The 20171-nt window shown below is 59.7% G+C and carries 14 protein-coding genes and 1 pseudogene; 5 read left to right on the top strand and 10 right to left on the bottom strand.

What is annotated here, in order from left to right:
- The 10 genes and pseudogenes from RM50_RS17120 to RM50_RS17075 form a co-directional block, all read right to left on the bottom strand.
- Window positions 1–196: pseudogene (locus tag RM50_RS17120) on the bottom strand (hypothetical protein); the annotation flags it as partial.
- Window positions 197–565: 369 nt separating this feature from the next.
- Window positions 566–1300, bottom strand: a complete 735-nt coding sequence (locus RM50_RS17115; RefSeq protein ID WP_167562183.1) for an IclR family transcriptional regulator — start codon at window positions 1298–1300, stop codon at window positions 566–568.
- A gap of 336 nt (window positions 1301–1636) precedes the next feature.
- The gene (locus RM50_RS17110; protein WP_082007126.1) at window positions 1637–3136 is read right to left on the bottom strand and encodes an aldehyde dehydrogenase family protein; all 1500 of its coding nucleotides are present in this window, start codon (window positions 3134–3136) and stop codon (window positions 1637–1639) included.
- Between the two features lie 33 nt (window positions 3137–3169).
- The gene (locus RM50_RS17105) at window positions 3170–4198 is read right to left on the bottom strand and encodes a zinc-dependent alcohol dehydrogenase family protein (protein ID WP_043455083.1); all 1029 of its coding nucleotides are present in this window, start codon (window positions 4196–4198) and stop codon (window positions 3170–3172) included.
- A gap of 303 nt (window positions 4199–4501) precedes the next feature.
- Window positions 4502–5905 carry an MFS transporter gene (locus tag RM50_RS17100; protein ID WP_043455081.1) on the bottom strand — a complete coding sequence of 468 codons (1404 nt, stop codon included), beginning with the start codon at window positions 5903–5905 and terminating at the stop codon, window positions 4502–4504.
- A 484-nt stretch (window positions 5906–6389) separates the two neighbouring features.
- Window positions 6390–7886: an MFS transporter gene (locus RM50_RS17095; RefSeq protein ID WP_082007125.1), complete on the bottom strand. Its 1497-nt coding sequence runs from the start codon at window positions 7884–7886 to the stop codon at window positions 6390–6392.
- A 114-nt stretch (window positions 7887–8000) separates the two neighbouring features.
- Window positions 8001–9383 (bottom strand): MmgE/PrpD family protein, encoded by a 1383-nt coding sequence (locus tag RM50_RS17090; RefSeq protein ID WP_043455079.1) that lies wholly within the window; start codon window positions 9381–9383, stop codon window positions 8001–8003.
- Window positions 9384–9440: 57 nt separating this feature from the next.
- Window positions 9441–10343 (bottom strand): SMP-30/gluconolactonase/LRE family protein, encoded by a 903-nt coding sequence (locus tag RM50_RS17085; protein WP_043455077.1) that lies wholly within the window; start codon window positions 10341–10343, stop codon window positions 9441–9443.
- A 47-nt stretch (window positions 10344–10390) separates the two neighbouring features.
- Window positions 10391–11146, bottom strand: coding sequence for an SDR family NAD(P)-dependent oxidoreductase (locus RM50_RS17080; protein WP_043455100.1), 756 nt, complete (start codon window positions 11144–11146; stop codon window positions 10391–10393).
- Window positions 11147–11633: 487 nt separating this feature from the next.
- Window positions 11634–12416, bottom strand: coding sequence for an IclR family transcriptional regulator (locus tag RM50_RS17075; protein WP_043455074.1), 783 nt, complete (start codon window positions 12414–12416; stop codon window positions 11634–11636).
- 648 nt (window positions 12417–13064) lie between these two features.
- Between RM50_RS17075 and RM50_RS17070 the strand changes: the two genes are divergently transcribed.
- The 5 genes from RM50_RS17070 (at window position 13065) to RM50_RS17050 (ending at window position 20114) form a co-directional block, all read left to right on the top strand.
- Window positions 13065–14585 carry an aldehyde dehydrogenase family protein gene (locus tag RM50_RS17070; RefSeq protein WP_043455071.1) on the top strand — a complete coding sequence of 507 codons (1521 nt, stop codon included), beginning with the start codon at window positions 13065–13067 and terminating at the stop codon, window positions 14583–14585.
- Window positions 14586–14718: 133 nt separating this feature from the next.
- Complete coding sequence (locus RM50_RS17065; protein WP_043455069.1) at window positions 14719–15147, top strand: universal stress protein; 429 nt, start codon at window positions 14719–14721, stop codon at window positions 15145–15147.
- Between the two features lie 212 nt (window positions 15148–15359).
- A complete protein-coding gene (locus tag RM50_RS17060; RefSeq protein ID WP_205622298.1) occupies window positions 15360–16550 on the top strand; it encodes an MFS transporter in 1191 nt (396 codons plus the stop codon).
- Between the two features lie 66 nt (window positions 16551–16616).
- Window positions 16617–17651 (top strand): zinc-binding dehydrogenase, encoded by a 1035-nt coding sequence (locus tag RM50_RS17055; protein WP_082007124.1) that lies wholly within the window; start codon window positions 16617–16619, stop codon window positions 17649–17651.
- A gap of 306 nt (window positions 17652–17957) precedes the next feature.
- The gene (locus tag RM50_RS17050) at window positions 17958–20114 is read left to right on the top strand and encodes an amylo-alpha-1,6-glucosidase (protein WP_043455064.1); all 2157 of its coding nucleotides are present in this window, start codon (window positions 17958–17960) and stop codon (window positions 20112–20114) included.
- Window positions 20115–20171: the final 57 nt, after the last annotated feature.

Below are 20171 nucleotides of genomic sequence, written 5' to 3'. Positions count from 1 at the left end.
GGACATAGCGGACCTGGTCGAAGTTGTGCCGGTGCCGCGGGGTCCGCCACCCGCCGCCGCCGGTGTGTCCCATGTTCAGGTCGTAGTTGTTTGGGGAGCCGTCCGTACCGAACAGCAGGTGCTTCTGGTCCAATTTCCCCTCACGCATCGATCCGACCGCTTCGATGTCGGTATCCGCTGCTTTGCTTACGCGCATCTCCTGCTCCTTCACAAAAGTCGATTCAACCCCGGCACGAGCGGCGGGGGATGGCGGTCGGCCTGCCGCTGCAATACGTGCCGGCCGACCGCACAGGATTAACCATATCCCACAGTGCGGGATCTGATCAATGAGTTTGCGAAGTTTTTTACCCGCCCGGCGTCGTTTTCAGAGAGCAGTGAGTATGGGGCAAGAACCCGAGACGTAACGGGGAATCAACATCGGTCGCAGAGCGAGCCTTGTATGCAGCTCGGCGCCTTGCCAGGCCGCCCTTGCCTTTCTGGGCGGGGTCCCTTGGGGGGCCAGTACTGTCAGAAGTGGCGCAAAAGGGCCAGGAATTTCCCTTGCGTGGGCCCTTTGTGGCTGTAATTAGGACTGGTTCTGGCCTGCTGCCAGGCGCAGGGAGATGGTGTTCGCCGCCTTCTTCACAGCCTGGATTGCCTGCTCGACGTTGATGTCACGAACGTTTTCGTCCCATGCGACCCCGACGCTTCCTACAGCCGTCTTCTGGTCAGTGAGGATAGGCGCTGCCACCCCGTAGACGCCCGGATTGAACTCGCCCTTGGTCAACAGGTACCCATTTTTCTTGATTTCGCCAAGGTTCCTGCGGAATTCGCTCCAGCTGGCGCCCAGGCCGGCCCGCTCGATTTCTTCGAGATGACGAGGATAGATGGCCTTCAGTCGGTGGTGGGGCAGATGGGCCAGGATGACTTTGGAACCGGCTCCCTGAAACATCGGACGCCGCTGGCCCCGGCTGAACCGGTTGGCGGGGCTTTGGGGGGCCCGGCATTCGCCAATGCACAAGACTGAATCGCGGAACGCGGTCAGCAGAAGTGCCGAGTGTCCGACATGTTCCACCAGATCCTCAAGAACTCCCTGGCTTGCCAGGAGGAGGGGATCCGTCTGCCGGATTTGCAGGTCCATCTCTATGATGCGTGGGCCAAGACTGTAGTAACCGTTGCGTACTGTGGTGAGAAGCCCTGCATCATGCAGGGTCTTAATGTAGCGGTATCCCGTAGAGCGGGATGTCTCCAGTGCAGTAATGAGGTCCGCGGTAGACCAAACCGGATCCTGCTCTGTGAACAGTTCCAGGATCTGAAGCATGCGCGAGAGGCTGCCGGCGCTATCAGCGGTTTCTGCGACCTCGCCAACGTCAGCCGAACCGCGTCCACTCATAAGATGGATCCCATCCTTCTCTTCACATCCCAGCAGGGGTGCCTCCACACCTAAGTGAATCATCCACGTCTGGGTGCTGATCAGGGCAATAGCGCCAATGTCTCTTCGACGGTACCAGCAATGGTGATGATTATAGTGCCCGGGGGCGGCCACTGGCTTTTGTCGCCAGCGACCGCGCCCGCTGTATTCACGGATTTGATATGTGAAGGGTGTTCTAGGCTCTTTGGATGCTGGGCGAAAACGTTTCCAGAGGACCGCGAGCGACTACAGCTGCATGTAAACGCTCTTGGTATAGAGGTAGGTGTCCATGTGCGCTGCAGTTCCCTTGAAGCCGTAGCCGCTGAGTTTGGTGCCGCTGAACCCAACGAGCGGGTCAATGTAGCCGTAGCAGTTGACCCACATGGTTCCTGTATGGACCCCGTTGACAGCCCGCAGGGCTGTGGAGAGGTTTTGCGACCAGACCGCTCCTCCGAGGCCGTACTCGGAATCGTTGGCAATGGCGATGGCTTCGTCAATGTCATCGAACGGCAGAATTGATAGGACCGGCCCGAAGATCTCTTCGCGGGCGATGCGCATGGTGTTGTTGACCTCACCGAAGACGCTGGGTTGGACGAAATAGCCGTTGCCGAGGTCATCGCCGAGGCGTGCCCCGCCGTAGAGCAGCTCTGCGCCTTCGTTCCGGCCAATGTCGATGTAGTTAAGAACTGTATCCAGTTGATTCTGATTGACGACCGGACCCAAAGTGGATGCGCTGTCCAGGCTGTGTCCGACCCGCAGCGTATCCATGAATGACAGCAGTCGCTCGGTGAACTGGTCGACAACGGACCTCTGGACCAACACCCGGGTTCCCGCGAAGCAGATCTGGCCAGAGTTCGCGAAGACGCCCATGGCGGCTCCGGGCACAGCTTTGTCCAGGTCCGCGTCTGCGCAGATGATGTCTGCAGATTTGCCGCCCAGTTCCAACTGCAGCTTTTTGATGTTGACCGTTGATGCCTCGATGATGCGGCGGCCTGTTTCCGTCGAACCGGTGAATGCGACCCGGTCAACATCCGGGTGGGCTGCCAGTGCGTTCCCGGCGGTGCTGCCGGATCCGGTGACGACGTTGATGACACCTGCGGGGACGCCGGCTTCGTGGAGGATCTCGGCTGTACGCAGCACCGACAGCGACGCTTCCGAGGCCGGCTTGAGCACGGCGGTGCAGCCGCTGGCCAGGACAGCACCGATGATCCAGAACTGGCCGTTCAAGGGCCCGTTCCACGGAATGATCCCGCCGATGACACCTACGGGGGCCTTCAGGGTCATCGTCGCTACATTGCCCGGGATTCCGTTCATCAGCGTTTCACCGGAAATGCTGGTGGCCTGGGAGGCAAAGAACGCAAGCATTTTCATCAGCGAGGCCTTGGAGTTCCGCAGCCTCGAAACCGGGGCGCCCATATCCAAGGCCTCAATCTGGATCAGTTCCTCAAACCGCTGGTCAAGGACCTGCGCGACGCGGTTCAAAAGTGCCTGCCGCTCGTAGGGGCTCCATGAGCTCCACGGTCCGTTGAATGCCTTCCGTGCGGCCAGTACCGCGCGGTCGACGTCCGATGGTCCGCCGGCGGCGAACCGGGCCAAGACTTCGCCGGTGGAGGGATTATTGGTGGTGAGCGTGTTTCCGGACTCCGCCGGGACCATCTGGCCGTCGATGAAAAGCTGGTGCACTTCACGGGACAGGAAGCTCTGGGCCTGTTCTGACGGGGCGAAACTCTGCTTGGTGGTGGTCATGACATTCCTTCCAGGATGACCGTTGACATGCTGTCAGTCGAAGATGAAGACGCCTTTGCCGATTTTGCGCTGGTCGAACAGCTCGTAGGCTTTCTCGGCCTCGGCGAGACGGAACTCGTTGGTGAACAGCGACTCCACGTCCAGGCCCCGTTCGGCGACGAACTGGGCGCAGTCTTCCTGCTGGTTTTTGCTGAACGTGAGCGAGCCGAGGACGGTTTTGTGCAGGTGGATCAGCTCTTCGCTGTCCAGGTCAATTTTTCCGAAGACTCCGACCATGCATGCCGTGCCCCAGGGCCGAACAGCCTGTATCGCCTGCCGGCGCACAGCAGGGATGGCACTGCACTCAATTGATTTGTCGGCGCCCTCACCGCGGCGGGTCAGCTCCCTGATGGCTTCCACAGGGTCCTGTTCGCGTGAGTCGACAACATAGTCGGCGCCGAATTGTTTCGCCATCTCCAGCCGGGACGGTTCGACGTCAACGGCGATGACCCTCGCGCCAAAGGCCTTCGCCAGCAGGGTCACGCTCAGCCCCACAGGTCCCTGGCCAAAGACTGCCACGGTATCGTCGGCTGAAAGCTCTACGCGTTTGATGGCCGCGTAGGCAGTTCCGGTTCCGCAGGAGATGGCGGCGCCAGTCTTGAAGGACAGCGAATCAGGCAACTTGATCAGCGTGTGGGCGGGAATCTTCATAAAATCTGCGTGCCCGCCGTCGCCGTTGAGGCCGCCATAGACGATCCGGGCGTTGGGACAGTACTGTGTCCAGCCGGAGCGGCAGTACTGACAGGTCCGGCATCCGTCGTAGTGGTGGACCATGACGCGGTCACCTACCTTGGCCTCGCTCGGCTTGACGGCATCGCCGACAAGTTCCACGACTCCACACGGTTCGTGACCCTCAATAACGAGCTCCGAGCCGGTACGGACGGGCCCATGAAGGTGGTGGAGGTCGCTTCCACACATACCGGAAGCCTTAATGCGGATCACAACTTCATCCGGCCCAGGTACGGGGTCCGGATAGTCGCGGATCTCAAGCCTACCCTCGCCTTGGAAAACAACGGCTTTCATAACTACTGCTCCTTGATGGTCAGGAGATGGACGGCACCGGCGGCGCCTTCGGATACATTCTGCATCGGAGTTGTGGCGCCAAGCCCTCCCTGACCGCAGGAGAGCCATGCTGTAACGATGAATTGTGGAGAAGCCCCCAGTGGTGGTGTCACCGTGGAGATTCTGTCGGCTGATGGATCTGGCGTCCCCGGACCTTTAAGTCAGGTCCGGGGACGCCAGGCTTAGTGGTACACAGTGGTACACATTCAGGGGTGCTGGGTTGTTGCCGCAGAGCCTCCTTGGGGAGCAAGCGCAACAGCGCGTCTAGGCGCGGGACTTGGGTTCCTCAGCATCCACGTCGGCCGTGTCACCGGCAGGGGCGATCTGAGCCAGAGCCTCGGTGGAAGTGTCCACACGGGATGCGGCGAAGATCACCGTAGCGGCAACGTATAGGCCGGACACGGTCAGGATCACTCCGACGATTCCAAAGCTGGTGAACAGCCCCAGGACGATGAACGGGGAGAAGATCAGGCAGACGCGGCCTACGGTCTGGGCGAGGCCGCCGCCGCGGAAGCGGAAGGCGGTGGGGAAGAACTCCGGCACGGTACCCAGGCACATGGTCAGGAAGGCCGCAGCCATGGCGACCAGGATGAAGCCGATCGTAATGATGAGCGCGGGGTCGGTCATGAAGGGGTAGACACCGGCGAAGATGGCGGCGAGGGTACCGGAACCGACGATGCTGCGCCGGCGGCCCAGCTTGTCAGCAAGCAGCGCACAGAGCAGGGGACCTACAACGTAGCCGGACATGATCGCGGCGTTGAATCCCAGGGAGGACGTAACGTTCATTCCCTGCTTCACGAAGAAGGTGGGCATCCAGCCGGTCACGGAGTAGGAGCCAAACAGGCAGATGACGGTCAGGCACAGTGCCAGTACGGTCCGCCCGATGACGCCGCGAGAGAAGAGCACCGTGACGGGCACGTAGTTGGCCTTGTCATGGGCAATACCGACCTTCTGGTCGACAACCGGCGCCGGGGTGACCTTCGGGCTGGTAACGCCCGATTCCTTTTCGATCTTCTGGAGAGCTGCTTCGGCTTCCTCGTAGCGGCCGCGCGATTCGAGCCACCGCGGAGACTCCGGCATATTGCGGCGCAGCCACCAGGCGATCAGGGCGCCAACGCCGCCGATGATGAACATTGCCCGCCACGAAAACGCAGGAATGACCAGGAAGCCGATGAGCGAGGACAGTGAAACGCCAAATCCGCCGAAAACCCCGAGGAGCCCGAGGTATTTGCCGCGGTGGGAACGCGGGAAGAATTCGGTGATCATGCCGTAGCAGATGACGTATTCGGCACCCATTCCGATGGCCATCAGGAGCCGCAGGCCGATGAGCACTTCGATGTTGGGCGCAAAGGCCGCGGCCAAGGCCAGGATTCCGAACAGGCCGAGGCTGAACTGGAACGCGAAGCCTCGTCCGATCCGGTCGCTGAGCCAGCCTGACAACGCCGCTCCAGTTGCCAAGCCGGCGAATGTGGCTGACAGGAACAGGGAATTCAACTCGAGCGTGGAGAACCCGGCGGGCAGCATGGAGGCCAGAACTGCGGACGAGAGGGTGTTGTCGAACGAGTCGAAGAACAACCCAAGGCCAACCAGCCATGCCATGCGCCGGTGGAACTTGCTGATGGGGAGGCTGTCGAGCCGGTGGGCCGCGTTGACGTGCGTGGTGGTCATCGGACAGCACCTTTCGGACGTGCTGCCGGGGACGGCACCTGGCAGGGAGTTGCTGAGGAACGGGAGGACGTGAGAGGGAGCAGAGCGCGCTCCGGAAGAGCCCGCGTGATACGGGCGTGGTCGACTGGGCTGAGGGCACAGGCTTCGCATGAATTCGATCGACACTGTTCAGGCATGCGTCTAACTACCTTTGGCTTGGTGTTCTTTGCGCATCGGCGCGAACACGACGGTGTGTGTATTGAACTGATCCTCATGGCCCTGCCGGACTCCTCAAGGACAAGGATTTGCCGTATCTGTCAGGACAGAAAGTTTGAAGTCAAACTCTGCCACGACGGTGACGGCGCACACAGTTCTTATGAACAAGTTCACGATATCCTGCATTATGGGACTTCGTCAATATAGCCATTTCACGTGCCTAAACCCGCAGATAACTGAATAGGCCCCACAGCGCGGCAGCGGTGTGGGGCCTATTCGTGGTCGGAAGCTAGGGCTGCTCGGCCACGGACTGGCCGATGCTCTCCTTAGCTGCCGGGCTTACCCCGTGGTGCAGTTGTTCCCGATCCCGCGTCTGGGCAGCGGTACGGGCGGGGACCTTTACGAAAAGCAGCAGGACGAATGCAAGGGCCAGTGCAACCATGGGGACGGTCATTCCCACGATTGTGTCCCCGGGTGTGGCGAGTTTGCCGATCAGGAACGGACCGAAGAAGCCACCGGCAGATGCAAGGGCGTTGATTACGGCGATTCCCACAACAGCCTGCCGCTTGGTCAGCACCTCGCTGATGAGGGCCCAGTAGGTGGGAATGTTTCCGATAACGCCGCACGCGAGCAGGATGAGTCCGAGCATGCCGAGCACGGGGGACCCGCGGAAGACGGCGGTCATGATTAGTCCAATGATTGCGGTGGCGAAACAAGCCAGGACGATGAATTTGCGGCGGCCGCTGATGTCGGCGTAGCGGACGAGCAACAGCATGACGACGGCGCCGCAGGCGTAGGGGATGGCGCCGAAGATGCCGATATTGGTGGGGGAGTAGGACGGGTTCAGCTGGGAGACAACCTGGGGGAGGAAGAAGGTCATGCCGTACGTCGCAACTCCGGCGAGGGCATTGATGAGGCCGAGGTAGAGGATTTTTGGATTTTTCAGGGCGCGGAGCTCGCTGCCGTGGTCGTGCTCTTCGGCGGGCATGGCGGCGTATTCGTCCGCGATTGCACCTTCCAGCCATTCTTTTTCATCAGTCTTGAGCCATTTGGCCTTGTGGGGGCGATCAGCGAGGGTAAGCAGGATCCAGATTCCGAGGAGGACCGGGGGCAGGCCCTGGAGAATGAAGATCCAGCGCCAGGAGCTAAGACCGAACCAATCGGCGTGGTCGAGGATTAATCCGCCGCTGAGGCTACCCACAATGAGGGCGACGGGCATTGCTAGTGCCATGGCGCCAATGGCACGCCCCCGGTCGTGATTGAGGAACCAATACGTGAGGAAGAGGATGAGCCCCGGGAAGAGCCCGGCCTCGGCTATGCCCAGAAGGATCCGGGCGATGTAGAGCTGGGTCACGTTGTACACAAACCCGGTGGCTACCGTGACCAGTCCCCAGGTGATGGCGATACGGGCCAGCCAGAGACGGGCGCCGACCTTGGCCAGGATCATATTGCTGGGTACCTCAAGAACCACATAGGCGATGAAGAAGATGGCAGCGATGGCGCCGTATGTCGCTACGTCTATACCGAGCTCCTTTCCCATCGTCAATTGCGCGTAACTGATGGAAGACCGGTCCATATAGTTGAATGCGTAGAGCAGGAAAGCGACGGGAAGAATTGTTCGCCTGACTTTCCTAATCACTGCTGATCGGCCTACCGCCGCGTTGGCGGGTAATGAATTTGTAGCCACGCTACCTCCTTGTAGGGTGCGCCCAAGAGAGCTTGATGTGTGGGTGTTTGGTTGCCGGATGCCTGCGGGCTTCCGTATTGCAATTGGCGAGCCGCCCATGCTTAGGTCTGATGCTTAAGAAGGGGACAGTATTCCTGTTTATATTCTCCGAGTAGGGCTTCTTCGGAGATTACATGACCTTGGAGTACATCATTCAAGGCCTTCTTCAGGACATTAACTAGTCAGTTCAAGAAGCCGAGTTACCTCGTCGCAGTGTTCCAAACTTCTGATGAGACTTTGCGCCCTGGTGATCGTTTCTGTAGCCATATGTGCGGTTGATGCGTGGGCGCAGTCGCTGAACTTTTCGTTGAGCTCCTCCCAGGTCATGGGCCTTTCTGGTGTACCAGGGACTGCTGAGCCGTCACGCTCTAGACGGCGGCCGTCATGGGTGGTGACTTCGACCTTCCCTGCCGGCAACTTGAGGTTCCAGTTGAAATTTGGGTCAAAAACGGGTTCCACTTTGTCGGCAAGGGCTAGGACGCGGGGGTCATTGAGGCTGTCGGTAGAGAAATCGGAGATCTTCATTCTGCCCTTGATGAGTGCCAGGGCGACAGTAAATGGCAATGAGAATTTAGCGTCCATTATCGTGTTGGGTTTCTTTCGTTCGTCGATGGGTTTCACCATCCGCTCAGCAAAGTCGCCCACATAGACACGCACCTCCTTTATTTCCTCAGGCTTTAACCCGTGTTCCCGGGCAAGTTCGATGGCAGCATGGATGTAAGTATGGGCGTTGCCCACCGCCGGCCAGTATTTGTACGTCATTCCTGCAGAAAGAAATGTTCCGCCTAAGTCCGCCAGAATTTTTTCGCGGTTGTAATCGCCGTGGAAGTAGACCTTGAAAATGCCTGCTTCGCCTTCGAAGAGGTCCTCCATGCCGAGCATCCCGTTCTGAGCCAGAAGGGTTGCGTTGACGGCGTTTTGTGCGATGAATCCGGCATAAAGTCCCCGAAGGTTGCTGCCGGTCCCGAAGATCTGTTGCATCGTCCCGCCGGCATTGAGGCTGGCGATGCCCATAGCATGTGCGATCTGTTCGGCACTCAGGCCCAGGAGTGAGCCGCATGCTGCCACGCCGGAGTATATTCCGACGACACTGGACAGGTTCCAGTCCATCTTCCAGCCGACGTTGCAGCGCAGGCGAATAAACAGTTCCTGACCGATGGCAATTGCCGTGATCAGTTCCTCGCCGGTCACATTTCCCTGGCGATCTGCCAGGGCTAGGAGGGCTGGAATGAGGGAGCTGTCAGGGTGCGCGCCCCAGGGTGTCTGGCTGTCGTAGTCCAAGCCATGCGCGAGTGTTCCGTTGGCAAAGGCTGCGGCAGCCGCCGGTACGCGACCCCCGAATCCCAGGATTCGTGCTTCTTCCTTGCCCCCGGCATCTGCGACGAGTTCGATGATTGGCCTAACGGCCGGTTCCATGCCGCTGGCTCCGAGCATTACGCCCAAGGTGTCCAGAAGGCTCTTCTTAGCGGCGTCAACTGCATCGTGGGGCAGGTCGGCAAAGCGTATCCCAGCGGCGAACTCCGCAAGGGGGTGGGAGAGGTCAGGTGTGTTTCCCATGAGGTGGTGATCTTCCTAGTGGTTATTGACGTTTGGGATGGACATTGGTGGCGAAGGTCATCCGGCGAAGCGTGTTTCGGGGAGGCCGGTGACACCGAGTCCGTAGATCGCGAAAAGTCCGCCGGCTCCGGGCTGTGTGCTTGGCACACCACGCACTGGCTTGGCCATACTGGTGAAGTAGAGGATGTCCAGATTGGGCCCTCCAAACATCACGCTTGTCACGTTTCGGACAGGAAGGGCAATCTGACGGTCGATGGATCCGTCGGGTGCGTAACGAATGATGCGGCCGCCCAGGACTTTCGCGTTCCAGAGGAAGCCTTGGGAGTCAACGGTCGCACCATCGACGGTGCGGGCGAAGTTCGTGTCCGAACAATGGACCCGCTTGTTCGTTGCTTCCCCCGTGGCTAGATCGTAGTCATACGCCCAAATGACCTTGTGCTCGGAATCACCGAAAAAGAATGTCTCGCTATCGGGACTCCAGCAGGGGCCGTTGGAGCAGATCATGCCGGTGTCGATCTCCGTCACGGAGAGGTCGGGATCGAGCCGGTAGAGGGACCCGTTCGCGGAAGGTTCCCGGGAAACGTTCACGTTTAGAGGATCAAAGTCATAGCCCATTGTCCCTGCGAAAAATCTGCCGGCTCGGTCGACCTTGCCGTCGTTGAAGCGGTAGTTCTCCTTGTCCTGCAGTGGGTTCGCGATGGGCGTCACTTCTTGAGTATCGAAATCGTAGAAGTTGAAGCCGTTCGCCAGGGCCACAACGGCGCCCCCGCTTTCGCGGAGCGCCATGGAGCCGATATAGGTAGGAAGGTAGTAGGTGAGCCTGTCCGACCCGTCCTCACGGCAGCTCCAGATTTCGCATGCCGTGCTGTCCACCCAATACAGCCGTTGATCCCCGACGTCCCACAACGGGCCCTCACCGAGGTGATTCTTGCAGTCGACCAGAAGCCGGATCTCGACCATGGACGTCTCCCTTCGTACTGGGAAGCTCGAGCAGGTGAGCCCGAAAGTCAGAGGCAGGCTGTTTGGCCACCGTCCACCGAGACGACGGCACCCGTCATAAAACTTGCATCATCCGTGAGCAGGAACGCGATCACGGCAGCTATCTCCTCGGGGTTTCCGATCCGGCCTATGGGATGTTTCGCGTTGATCCGCTCGACGGCTGCCGGGTCTTGCATCATGTATTCGATCAATGGCGTCCTCGTCATCCCAGGAGCGACTGCGTTGACGCGGATCCCAAGAGGACCAAGCTCAGGTGCCATTGACTTAGTGATGCCGGAAATACCGAACTTCGATGCCACGTAAGAAAGCCTGTTGGGTACGCCAAGCAAACCGGCCCCGGATGAAATATTTACAATTGCGCGCGGCCCAGTGTCATCCTTCACCGCGCGCACAAAGGCTTGGCACATGTTTATGGTTCCGTCCAGATTCACTGCCATGATCTTTCGGTGCTTTTCGGGATCCGAATCAATTATCGTTCCTTCTCCGGTAATTCCCGCGCAATTGATCAAGCCATTGAGGCTCCCCAGTTTCTTGCGCATTTCGGCAAGAGTGGAGACAGTCGCAGTGTGGTCGCTAACGTCCAGCACGGCGCCATGAATCCGGTCTGAGTCAGGGTCGACGGCTTTGGCAGCATTGACGCCGGATTCGTTAACGTCCACCGCGACGACTGTTGCTCCCTCGTCGAGCAGTCTCTTCACACTTGCTGCTCCGATGCCACTCCCGGCGCCGGTGACTACGACACTTTGCCCTTCGAATCGCTTCATCGAGACTCCCTCTAGGTTCTTGCAGGCCGTCGAGCTGCTGATTGGAAACCACAGCAAGGCGGCCGTCAAATTTTGTATTTGAAATAGCGTTCCATATTTGGTGGGCAGCGTCAATAGGATTACTCGCCTGCATGGCATAGGGCGACGAGGCCGGCGCTTCGTTGGCCGCGGGGATGGGGGATTAGGAGCGCGGCCGCGGCTGAGGGCGAAGCTACGGGAGCTCTCTTTTGGGTCGGGGGAGAGGGTGAAGGGGTGCAGTGATAGTGGCTGCAGAGTAGTCCGGTGCCGAGTGAGTGACTATCCGGCGCGGCCTACGAGAGCTGATCCTGAGGAGGACGGACAGACCCGCGGCGTCCACGGGATCAACACGCAGGCAAGGCTTCACCTGCTAGCCCAAGCCAACTAATCGTCACTGCCGGCCAAGGGGGCGAGTGCTGGTCATGGCCAGCGCTGGGCATCAGGCCCGTCGGGGGAGGTTGAAGCTCCTCTAGTTATTCCTGGCCGCGCCCGCGCCCATCCTGCGAGAAAGTTCTGCGCAGGTCTCTACAAGGAGTGCTCGGGCTTCATCGACGGGCATGTTATCTGTCCCGGTGAGGCGATGAATGTACGGCGTAGTCACGGCTGCTACAGCTTTGCCCGTGTAGTCGAACACCGGAGCCGAAATATTCGTCACACCTTCAATCGTCAGAGACTTCCCCTGGCAGAAGCCGGACTTCCGTACTTCCTGCAGGTCAGCAAGGAATCTTGCTCGTCGGGCACTCGTCTCGTTGCCCGCGAGTTTCAGCAGATGATCCAGTTCTTGATGCTCCATGAACGCTGCGAGAACCCGTCCGGAAGCGGAATCGTCGATGGGAATTTGCGACCCTAGTCGCACGGTATTGACGTTGGTATCCGGGCAGTCTACTTGAGCGATAACGAGCAGCTTTCCCGAACTGAGGATGCAGAGGTGAATGCTCTGGCTGATGCGGTTGGCGAGCTTCTGCATCTCGTCTCCGGCAATCGCTGTCAAGCGCCGAATGATGGGATGGCGATGGGCTACTTCGAAGAGTTTGGTGGCGAGATGGTAGCGCTCCCCGTTGTCCAACTCCACATAGCCTCGTTCGAGCAGCACCATCAGCACGCGGAAGATCTCGGATGTGGTTCTACCCAGGCGTTTCGCGATTTCCGCTTGGCCAAGACCCTCGTCTTCAGACGCTAAAAGTTCGAGAATGTCCAAGCCCTTTGACAGGGCGGGCGCCTTGTACTTGCTCTCGCTTGCGTCAGCCTGCATTCCTCGACCCCTCAAGCTTGTGCCAGTAGCGGCGCTTCCACTGGACCATCAAATATAAAACGCTCACAGTATATATGAAATGCAACAACTCCTGGTCCATCTTGGCCGCTTCGCCTCCTGGCCCGGGCCATGATCGCCTATCGTGAGTCATCATCTGTCACGGACTCCGCAATGGCGACAGAAAGAAGCTCCCCGGGGCCCCGCCGACGCAGCAAGGGGCCCACTGGGGCTCCGGATTGGACCTGAAACCGGGAGCCTGGTTCGGTAAATGCCAAAAAGTGGCGGGTGGGGGCTCGTAGACGACCCGCCGAATGAGTCGCGGAACAGCCTGGCAACTAATCCTGACCTGGAATGAAATTACAGCCGACGCTCTTCGCTTGGCGACCGTTGCCTGATCGACAAAGCATGATCATCATTGCATAAGCCATTGACCATGTCCCACAATGCCGGATATCTTTAGTGTGTCCTCAATGACTGAATACGACGCTGTAGAACGGCAGCCTTGTAAAGGACAACCATCATCACCAGACGAGTGGGTGGGGCACCCGACTAAACGCGTGATGATGTCGCAAACCAAGGACACGACTAGCACGCGCTCAGCTTTTGGGTGCAAACAGTGTTCACGACGCTTTAGGGAGATCGCGAAAGATGAAGACGAAGATGTCAGAAGGGCCTTCCGTAGCCTCGGGAAAAGATGACTACCGTGTCGGGCTTATTTCTGCGGAGGGTGTGACCGTTCCTCGGGGCGGTTACGTGATGGACATTCTAAATCCCGCCACGGGTCAGGTGATCGGGACCCTGTTTGAGGCCGGGGCTGCCGACGTCGATGCCGTGGTGGCCGGTGCGAAGGCTGCCTATGAGAAGGTCTGGCGCCGGACTGCACCGGAGGACCGAGCCAGAATGCTTGCCGCCTGGGCTGACGAAATCACCGCGCACCGGGAGGAACTGGCCGATCTCGAGGTTTCGGATGTGGGGCACCTGCGCCGCGAGGCGATGGCCGACATCGACAACAGCGCTCGGGTCCTTCGTTACTATGCCGGCATCGCCGACAAGATCGAAGGCCGCACCTTCGCGCAACTGCCCGACCGGCTCTCCTATGGACTGGACGAGCCTTTCGGCGTCGTTGCCGGCGTCAGCCCGTACAACGGCAACGCGAACTTCGTTGCCCTGAAGGCAGGACCGGCCCTGGTCGCCGGAAACTGCATTGTGATCAAGGCCCCCGAGGTCGCGCCATTGCTGAACTACCGCATGGTCGAACTCGCCCTGCAGGCCGGGCTGCCCGCCGGGGTCGTGAATGTCGTCACCGGCCGCGGCGACAGAGTCGGTCCGCTGCTCACCGAACACCCCGACATCGGAATGATCGCCTTCACCGGTGGCCCAGGCTCCGGACGGGCCATCATCCACCAGTCCGCCACCAATATCGTGCCAACGTTCCTCGAGCTTGGCGGCAAGAGCCCGGCGATCCTGCTCCCGGACGCCAACCTCGACATCGCCATCCCTTCGCTGCTGCACTCCAACTTCGCTAAGAGCGGCCAGTCCTGCGTCACCGGGTCCCGGATCTTTGTCCCCGCCTCAATGTACGCAGAAGTCAGCGAACGGCTCGGGCAAAAAGCCAAAACCGTGCGCGTCGGACTGCCGACTAAGGAATCCTCCCAGATGGGCACCCTCATCAACCGCCAGCACCGCGCGCGGGTCGATGCCCTGGTCAAAAGCGCCATAGACGCCGGTGCGGTCGCCTTGGCCGGCGGCGCCCCGGCAGAGGACGGTGACTTGGCGGAGGGTGCCTTCTACCAGCCCACCGTGTTGGCAGACGTAACAGACAACAACCCGGCCGCACTTAATGAAGCCTTCGGGCCGATGGCGAGCGTCCTGTCCTACACCGACACCGACGAAGTCATCGCCCGCGCGAATGCTTCAGAGTTCGGGCTCAGCGCGCAAATCTGGGGTAACGACGCACGGATTATCCAGCACCTGTCTAAGGAACTGATCGCAGGAACGGTGTGGATTAACACGTACCGCTCGTTCCATCCCACCGTCCCATTTGGTGGCATGAAGCAGAGCGGTTTCGGAAAAGAAAACGGCTTTGACTCAGTTGCCATGTACACCCGCCGCAAGGCAGTCGTTTGGGACCTAACAACCGAACGCCAGCTTCCATACACCGACATCTAGTTCAGCTGCGGGGGCGATTCCTGCCGCTCAACTCTTAACCCCCCAGTCCGATCGCCCAACGGGGCCGACGGACAGCGCGAGTAACGATACCCGCGTGGACCTTTTTAGTTGTGACCAAGAAGGAGTATGTGCAGTGAGTGGAACCATTGTTGTGGGCGTCGACGGCAGCGCAACAGCGAGAAAAGCAGCTGAGTCCGCCCGCGACCTGGCAGCTGCCTTGAACGCCTCGTTGCATGTGGTGACTGCATTTGACAGTGATCGCACAGAAGTCTTTGGGACAAACGGCGACCAGCTGGTTGTGTCGAGCGCTGATACTGCCGAAGACCTCGCTCAGACGATTGCAGATTCCTTGGGGGAGGGCGTGAAGACGACAAGCTCGGCAGTGCGGGGCAGACCAGCCGACGCTCTCATCAAGGAAGCGCTGCGGACAGATGCGCGGATTATCGTGGTGGGGAACCGAAGGATGAAGGGTATTGGCCGTGTCTTGGGAAGCGTCGCTAACAGCGTTGCTCATAACGCCCCGTGCGACGTGTACATCGCCAACACCTACGATGTCGACTGACATCAGGCCTATGTCCTAACTTGCGTGGTGTGTGGAAGGCAGGCCGGCGAAGGAGAACTTAAGAGCGGCTCCGACCCGCGACGACAGAAAACTGCCGCCTCTTTCCCGTTTGGTTCCTTGCCTCTTGGGCGCCGCTTGCATTGCCTGATGAAAGGCCGCCGTTGGTATCCACCTCTTCCTTGCCGAGCAAGCGGAAACGTATGCCTTTCCTCGTGACTGTCCTCGCCATTGGTACGTTCCTAATGGGAACCTCCGAATTCGTGGTCGTCGGTTTGCTCCCGGATATCGCATCGGACCTTTCCATCGGGGTTACTGATGCCGGGCTCCTCGTCACGGCCTTTGCGCTCGGTATGATCGCCACGCCGGCAGTCGCCTTTGGGTCCTTAAAAGTTCCGCAACGAACCGCGCTAGTTGCTGCCTTGGTCATCTTCGCAGCCGGACATTTCACGGTCGCCCTGACAGTCAGCCTGCCTACAATCCTGGTGGCCCGATTCCTTACGGCCCTTGCAACCGGCGCTTTCTGGTCCATTGCAGCAGGGGCTGCGGCCCGAGCCGCGGGAGACGCTTCTGCTGCGCGCGCCATCGGATACGTAATCAGTGGCGGCACCTTCGCAACGGTTATCGGAGTTCCCCTTGGCTCCTTCGCAGGCCAGTCGGGGGGATGGCGAGGGCCTTTTTGGGCTCTCACCGTCTTCGCCCTGCTGACAGCCATGGCCATTGCTCGTTTCGTACCGGCGGGCCCGCCCGCAAGCCAGGAGACAAGGATGCGCGCCCAACTCTCGTCTCTCAGGAGTGGACGGCTTTGGGGAGTACTTCTGGCGTGTGTTTTGATCAACGCCTCCGTATTGTCCACCTATGCCTTCATAGGCCCGCTTCTCGTTGAGCGAGCCGGCGTCCCGGTCGAACTTCTCCCCTTTAGCCTCGTGGTTTTCGGCTTGGGTTCACTGGCAGGATCGCTCGCCAGTGGGGGTTTTGGTGACCGGGCACCCTATGCCACGGCGTTTATCGGTGGCTGTGCTGTTCTCGCAGCACTCGGTGCGCTGTGCCTTTTGTCCGAGTTCGCCGTTCCAACCGTCGTTTTGCTTGCTGTGGCCGGGCTTTTCGGCATGGGTACGAATCCGATACTGATGGCGCTGGCTGTTCGATATGCCGGCCGTGCCCCTTTTCTTGCCACATCACTCGCGACCTCCTTTTTTAACATCGGAACGGCAATCGGTAGCTGGGTCACCGCGCGAGCTATTGCCAGCATCGGCACCGTCGCCATCCCTCTCGTGGGTTCAGCCTTCGCGTTTCTCCTCGTGGTCCCGCTGACTCTGCTGCCAATACTGGATCGGAAGAACACCAGAATCGGGCAGCAGAAGCACCATAGGGAAGCGGTTGGAACCGAGGCAAGGCCCCAGTGAGTTCGGCCGACAGCCGGCCGCCGTTTCGAACCACGGATCTGCAATTCCCTGAAGAAAGGCAATGCTATGAAAGCAACTCTTATGTACAAGTCCGGTGACGTCCGTGTTGAGGAGGTGCCTGACCCAGTCATTCAGGAACCTAGCGATGCTCTTATCCGCGTAACCTACGCTTGCGTGTGCGGATCAGACCTTCATCCCTACCACGACCTCAAGGAAACGCCCGAAGGCCGCCGCATGGGCCACGAAGCCATCGGGGTGGTCGAGCAGGTCGGTGATCATGTCACCACGCTTAGCCCCGGTGACACGGTCATCGTTCCGTTTGCCTGGTCGGACGGCACATGTTCGTTCTGCCGTGACGGCATCACGACTTCGTGCGTTCATGGAGGGTTTTTCGACGGCGCGCCTTCAGCGACTCAGGCCGAAAAGCTGCGCATTCCCCAGGCTGACGGGACCGCCGTTGTTATCCCTGCCGGCACTGACGAATCCCTCATGCCCTCACTTCTGACCCTTTCAGACGTGTACCTCACCGGATACCACGCCGCAGTCCAAGGCAAAGTGGAAGCAGGCAAGACTGTCACCGTAATCGGCGATGGAGCCGTAGGCCTCTCGGCCGTGCTCGCCTCGAAGCAGATGGGTGCCGAGACCATCATCCTCATGGGTCGCCACATGTCCCGAACCGACCTTGGCAGGGAATTTGGTGCCACCCATGTCGTCGCTGAGCGCGGAGAAGAAGGCATCAAGAAGGTCATGGATATCACCAACGGTGAAGGCACCCACATTGTGCTCGAAGCCGTGGGTTACATGGAGGCGTACGAACAGGCGTACAGCGTACTCCGGCCGGGGGGCGTTATCTCGCGCGTTGGTGTTCCGCAGTATGAAAGCGCTCCGGTAGGGGTCACATCGCTGTTCGGGAAAAACGCAACCCTCACCGGTGGCCCCGCTACTGTGCGTGCCTACCTCGAATCCGTGATGCCTCGAGTCCTGGACGGCACGATCAATCCGGGTCGCGTTTTCGACAGTGAGCTTCCCCTTGAAGACATTGCCGAAGGATACCGGCTGATGGACTCCCGCAAAGCACTGAAGGTCCTCGTACGCCCCTGACCGGGAGGTTCAGTTTTTGGGGGGAGGGCTCCGTCCTCCCCCTTTGCTTGGCCCAGCACTCAAGGTGGAGCCTTACCCGAAGGACCACCCCTCAAAATCTTCAGCCAATTTCGCTCTTAAACTAGAACCTTCAGCGCCAAGACCGCTTACAGCCGATCACGCCGTCTCGCCCTCCGCTCTGGTCCCGGGTCCCAGCTAGGCGTAGCGTTCGGATGAGACGTACTGGCTTGCCCAAACAGGGTGAGCAGCAGCGGCGCGGAACCTTCGTCCGGGCTGCTGACGTCGTTCCTCTAGAAGGGGCCCGGAATGTCTGGCTGGAACGCCGATAACTCAGCAGGAGCCCTTGAGGCTGGCTCAATTACCTTAGTCGAGGGTTCTTCCTTCTGCATTTCTTCCGCGAACGGTGACATCCGCCCGGGAAATCCCCATGGTGTTTTCGATGAGGACACACGAATCCTCTCGGGGTGGACCCTGACGGTAAACGGTCAGCCCGTGGAGCCGCTCACGGTGAAGTTGAAGGAACCGTACAGGGCGCTGTTTGCTGGCCGCGTACCCAACGCAGATGGGCATGCGGACACACCGCTGATTGTTGAACGACTGCGTGAGGTGGGAGTCGGGATCCTGGAAAGGATCACAATCCGCAACTACTCGCCTCTTTCTGTCCCGTGCGTAGTCGCCTTGGGGATTAGCGCAGACTTCGCAGACCTTTTCGAGGTGAAGGAAGCCAGATTTCGCCGGCGCTGGAAGAAGCACCGGGAGGCACACAAGAACGGGCTAACAATCCAGGCTGCATGGCATGAGCTCCGGAAGGGGACTACAGTGTCGGCGCCTGGCGCTGAAGCGTCCCGGGAAGGCGTCACTTACCATCTCGTAATTCCGCCGCACGGAGTTTGGAGCACCAGCTTGAGTGTCGTGCCAAGTGGGGACGATGCTGGTCCAGGTGGGCAGTTCGTGCGTCCCGACGAAGACAGCCTCAGCCCACGGGACCAGAGGAAACTGGAGTGGGTAGCCCGGATACCGGTGCTGAAATTGGGCAGCAGTTCCATCGAGCGGACCCTGCGCCGCAGCTATGACGATCTTGGTGCCCTGCGGATTCAGGACCCTGCTCACCCGGACCGTATCGTGGTTGCTGCCGGGGCGCCGTGGTTTATGACACTCTTCGGCCGGGATGCCCTTTGGGCGTCCCTGATGGCGCTGCCTGTGGATCCGTCTCTGGCCTTTGGCACGCTACAGACGCTGGCCGACCGCCAGGGCAGCGTGGTCGACGCCATGAGCGAGGAGGAGCCGGGCAAGATACTCCATGAGGTGCGGTTCGGTGTCTCCAGCGGGTTGGCTCTCGGAGGCAAATCCGCGTACTACGGCAGCGTCGATGCCACTCCATTGTTCGTGGCTCTCTTCGGGGAAGTCAGCAGGTGGGGATTTTCTTCCGATGCCGTAACTGCCCTGCTTCCGAACGTAGACCGGGCGCTGGATTGGATTCGTGGATACGGCGACAGGGATGGTGACGGTTTTGTTGAGTACAGCCGCCTCAATGACCGAGGCTTGATCAATCAGGGTTGGAAGGATTCCTGGGACGGTGTCAACTTTGCCGATGGAACGTTGGCGGAGCCGCCAATCGCCCTGTGCGAGGTACAGGCATACGTCTATGGCGCTTACTTGTCGCGGTCATGGCTGGCGTACGATGCCGGCGACGTGGCCCTGGCAGCGGAGTACCGCGACCTTGCGGCCCAGTTGAAGGAACGGTTCAACGCTGAGTTCTGGTTGCCCGAACGCGGCTATTACGCCGTGGCTCTGGACGGAAACAAGCGGCCTGTTGACGCATGCACGTCCAACATGGGGCACTGTCTGTTGTTCGGCATCGTGGATGACGACAAGGCACCACTGGTCGCCAAACGACTGATGTCAAAGGAGATGTTCAGCGGCTGGGGTGTCAGAACCTTGGCCACCGACATGGGCGCCTACAACCCCGTCAGCTACCACAACGGATCGGTGTGGCCACACGACAATGCCATTATCGCTGCCGGGCTCCTGCGGTACGGCTTCAAAGAGCACGTACAGCGAATCTCCACAGCTCTGCTGGAGACCGCTGAGTACAGCGGTGGGCGCCTGCCGGAGTTGTTCTGCGGCTTTGATCGCGAGCATTTTGACGAACCCGTTCCTTATCCGACGGCATGTTCCCCCCAAGCGTGGGCCGCCACCACCCCGATCATGCTGATCAAGACATTGATGGGCTACTACGCGGACGTTGCCCGCGGGGGGCTGTGGATGGACCCCGCCATCCCCGAATCCTATGGAGACCTTCACATAACCAATGCGCCAATGGCCGACGGCAGGATCACGATTGACATCTCAGGGTCCAAGGTACGGGTGGAGGGACTGCCGCCGGGTATGCGACTGCATCTAGGCGTCCGCCCAAGAGCCAGCGAACTAGCCGAAAGGGCCAAAGGAGCCCGGCGCCCATAAAGGAGTATTTCTCCTCACCTTTTATTACGAAATCCCATATTTCGGGATAAGTTTAAG

Source organism: Pseudarthrobacter phenanthrenivorans, assembly GCF_000813845.1.
GTDB lineage: Bacteria > Actinomycetota > Actinomycetes > Actinomycetales > Micrococcaceae > Arthrobacter > Arthrobacter phenanthrenivorans_B.
Note: the sequence above shows the minus strand (reverse complement) of the source record. Positions and strands in the feature narration are given on the sequence as shown.

Excerpts from the sequence above, each read along its gene's own strand:
- RM50_RS17115 (WP_167562183.1), bottom strand. The coding sequence starts at position 1,300 with ATGCTTCAGATCCTGGAACTGTTCACAGAGCAGGATCCGGTTTGGTCT.
- RM50_RS17110 (WP_082007126.1), bottom strand. The coding sequence starts at position 3,136 with ATGACCACCACCAAGCAGAGTTTCGCCCCGTCAGAACAGGCCCAGAGC.
- RM50_RS17105 (WP_043455083.1), bottom strand. The coding sequence starts at position 4,198 with ATGAAAGCCGTTGTTTTCCAAGGCGAGGGTAGGCTTGAGATCCGCGAC.
- RM50_RS17100 (WP_043455081.1), bottom strand. The coding sequence starts at position 5,905 with ATGACCACCACGCACGTCAACGCGGCCCACCGGCTCGACAGCCTCCCC.
- RM50_RS17095 (WP_082007125.1), bottom strand. The coding sequence starts at position 7,886 with ATGGGCGGCTCGCCAATTGCAATACGGAAGCCCGCAGGCATCCGGCAA.
- RM50_RS17090 (WP_043455079.1), bottom strand. The coding sequence starts at position 9,383 with ATGGGAAACACACCTGACCTCTCCCACCCCCTTGCGGAGTTCGCCGCT.
- RM50_RS17085 (WP_043455077.1), bottom strand. The coding sequence starts at position 10,343 with ATGGTCGAGATCCGGCTTCTGGTCGACTGCAAGAATCACCTCGGTGAG.
- RM50_RS17080 (WP_043455100.1), bottom strand. The coding sequence starts at position 11,146 with ATGAAGCGATTCGAAGGGCAAAGTGTCGTAGTCACCGGCGCCGGGAGT.
- RM50_RS17075 (WP_043455074.1), bottom strand. The coding sequence starts at position 12,416 with ATGCAGGCTGACGCAAGCGAGAGCAAGTACAAGGCGCCCGCCCTGTCA.
- RM50_RS17070 (WP_043455071.1), top strand. The coding sequence starts at position 13,065 with ATGAAGACGAAGATGTCAGAAGGGCCTTCCGTAGCCTCGGGAAAAGAT.
- RM50_RS17055 (WP_082007124.1), top strand. The coding sequence starts at position 16,617 with ATGAAAGCAACTCTTATGTACAAGTCCGGTGACGTCCGTGTTGAGGAG.
- RM50_RS17050 (WP_043455064.1), top strand. The coding sequence starts at position 17,958 with ATGTCTGGCTGGAACGCCGATAACTCAGCAGGAGCCCTTGAGGCTGGC.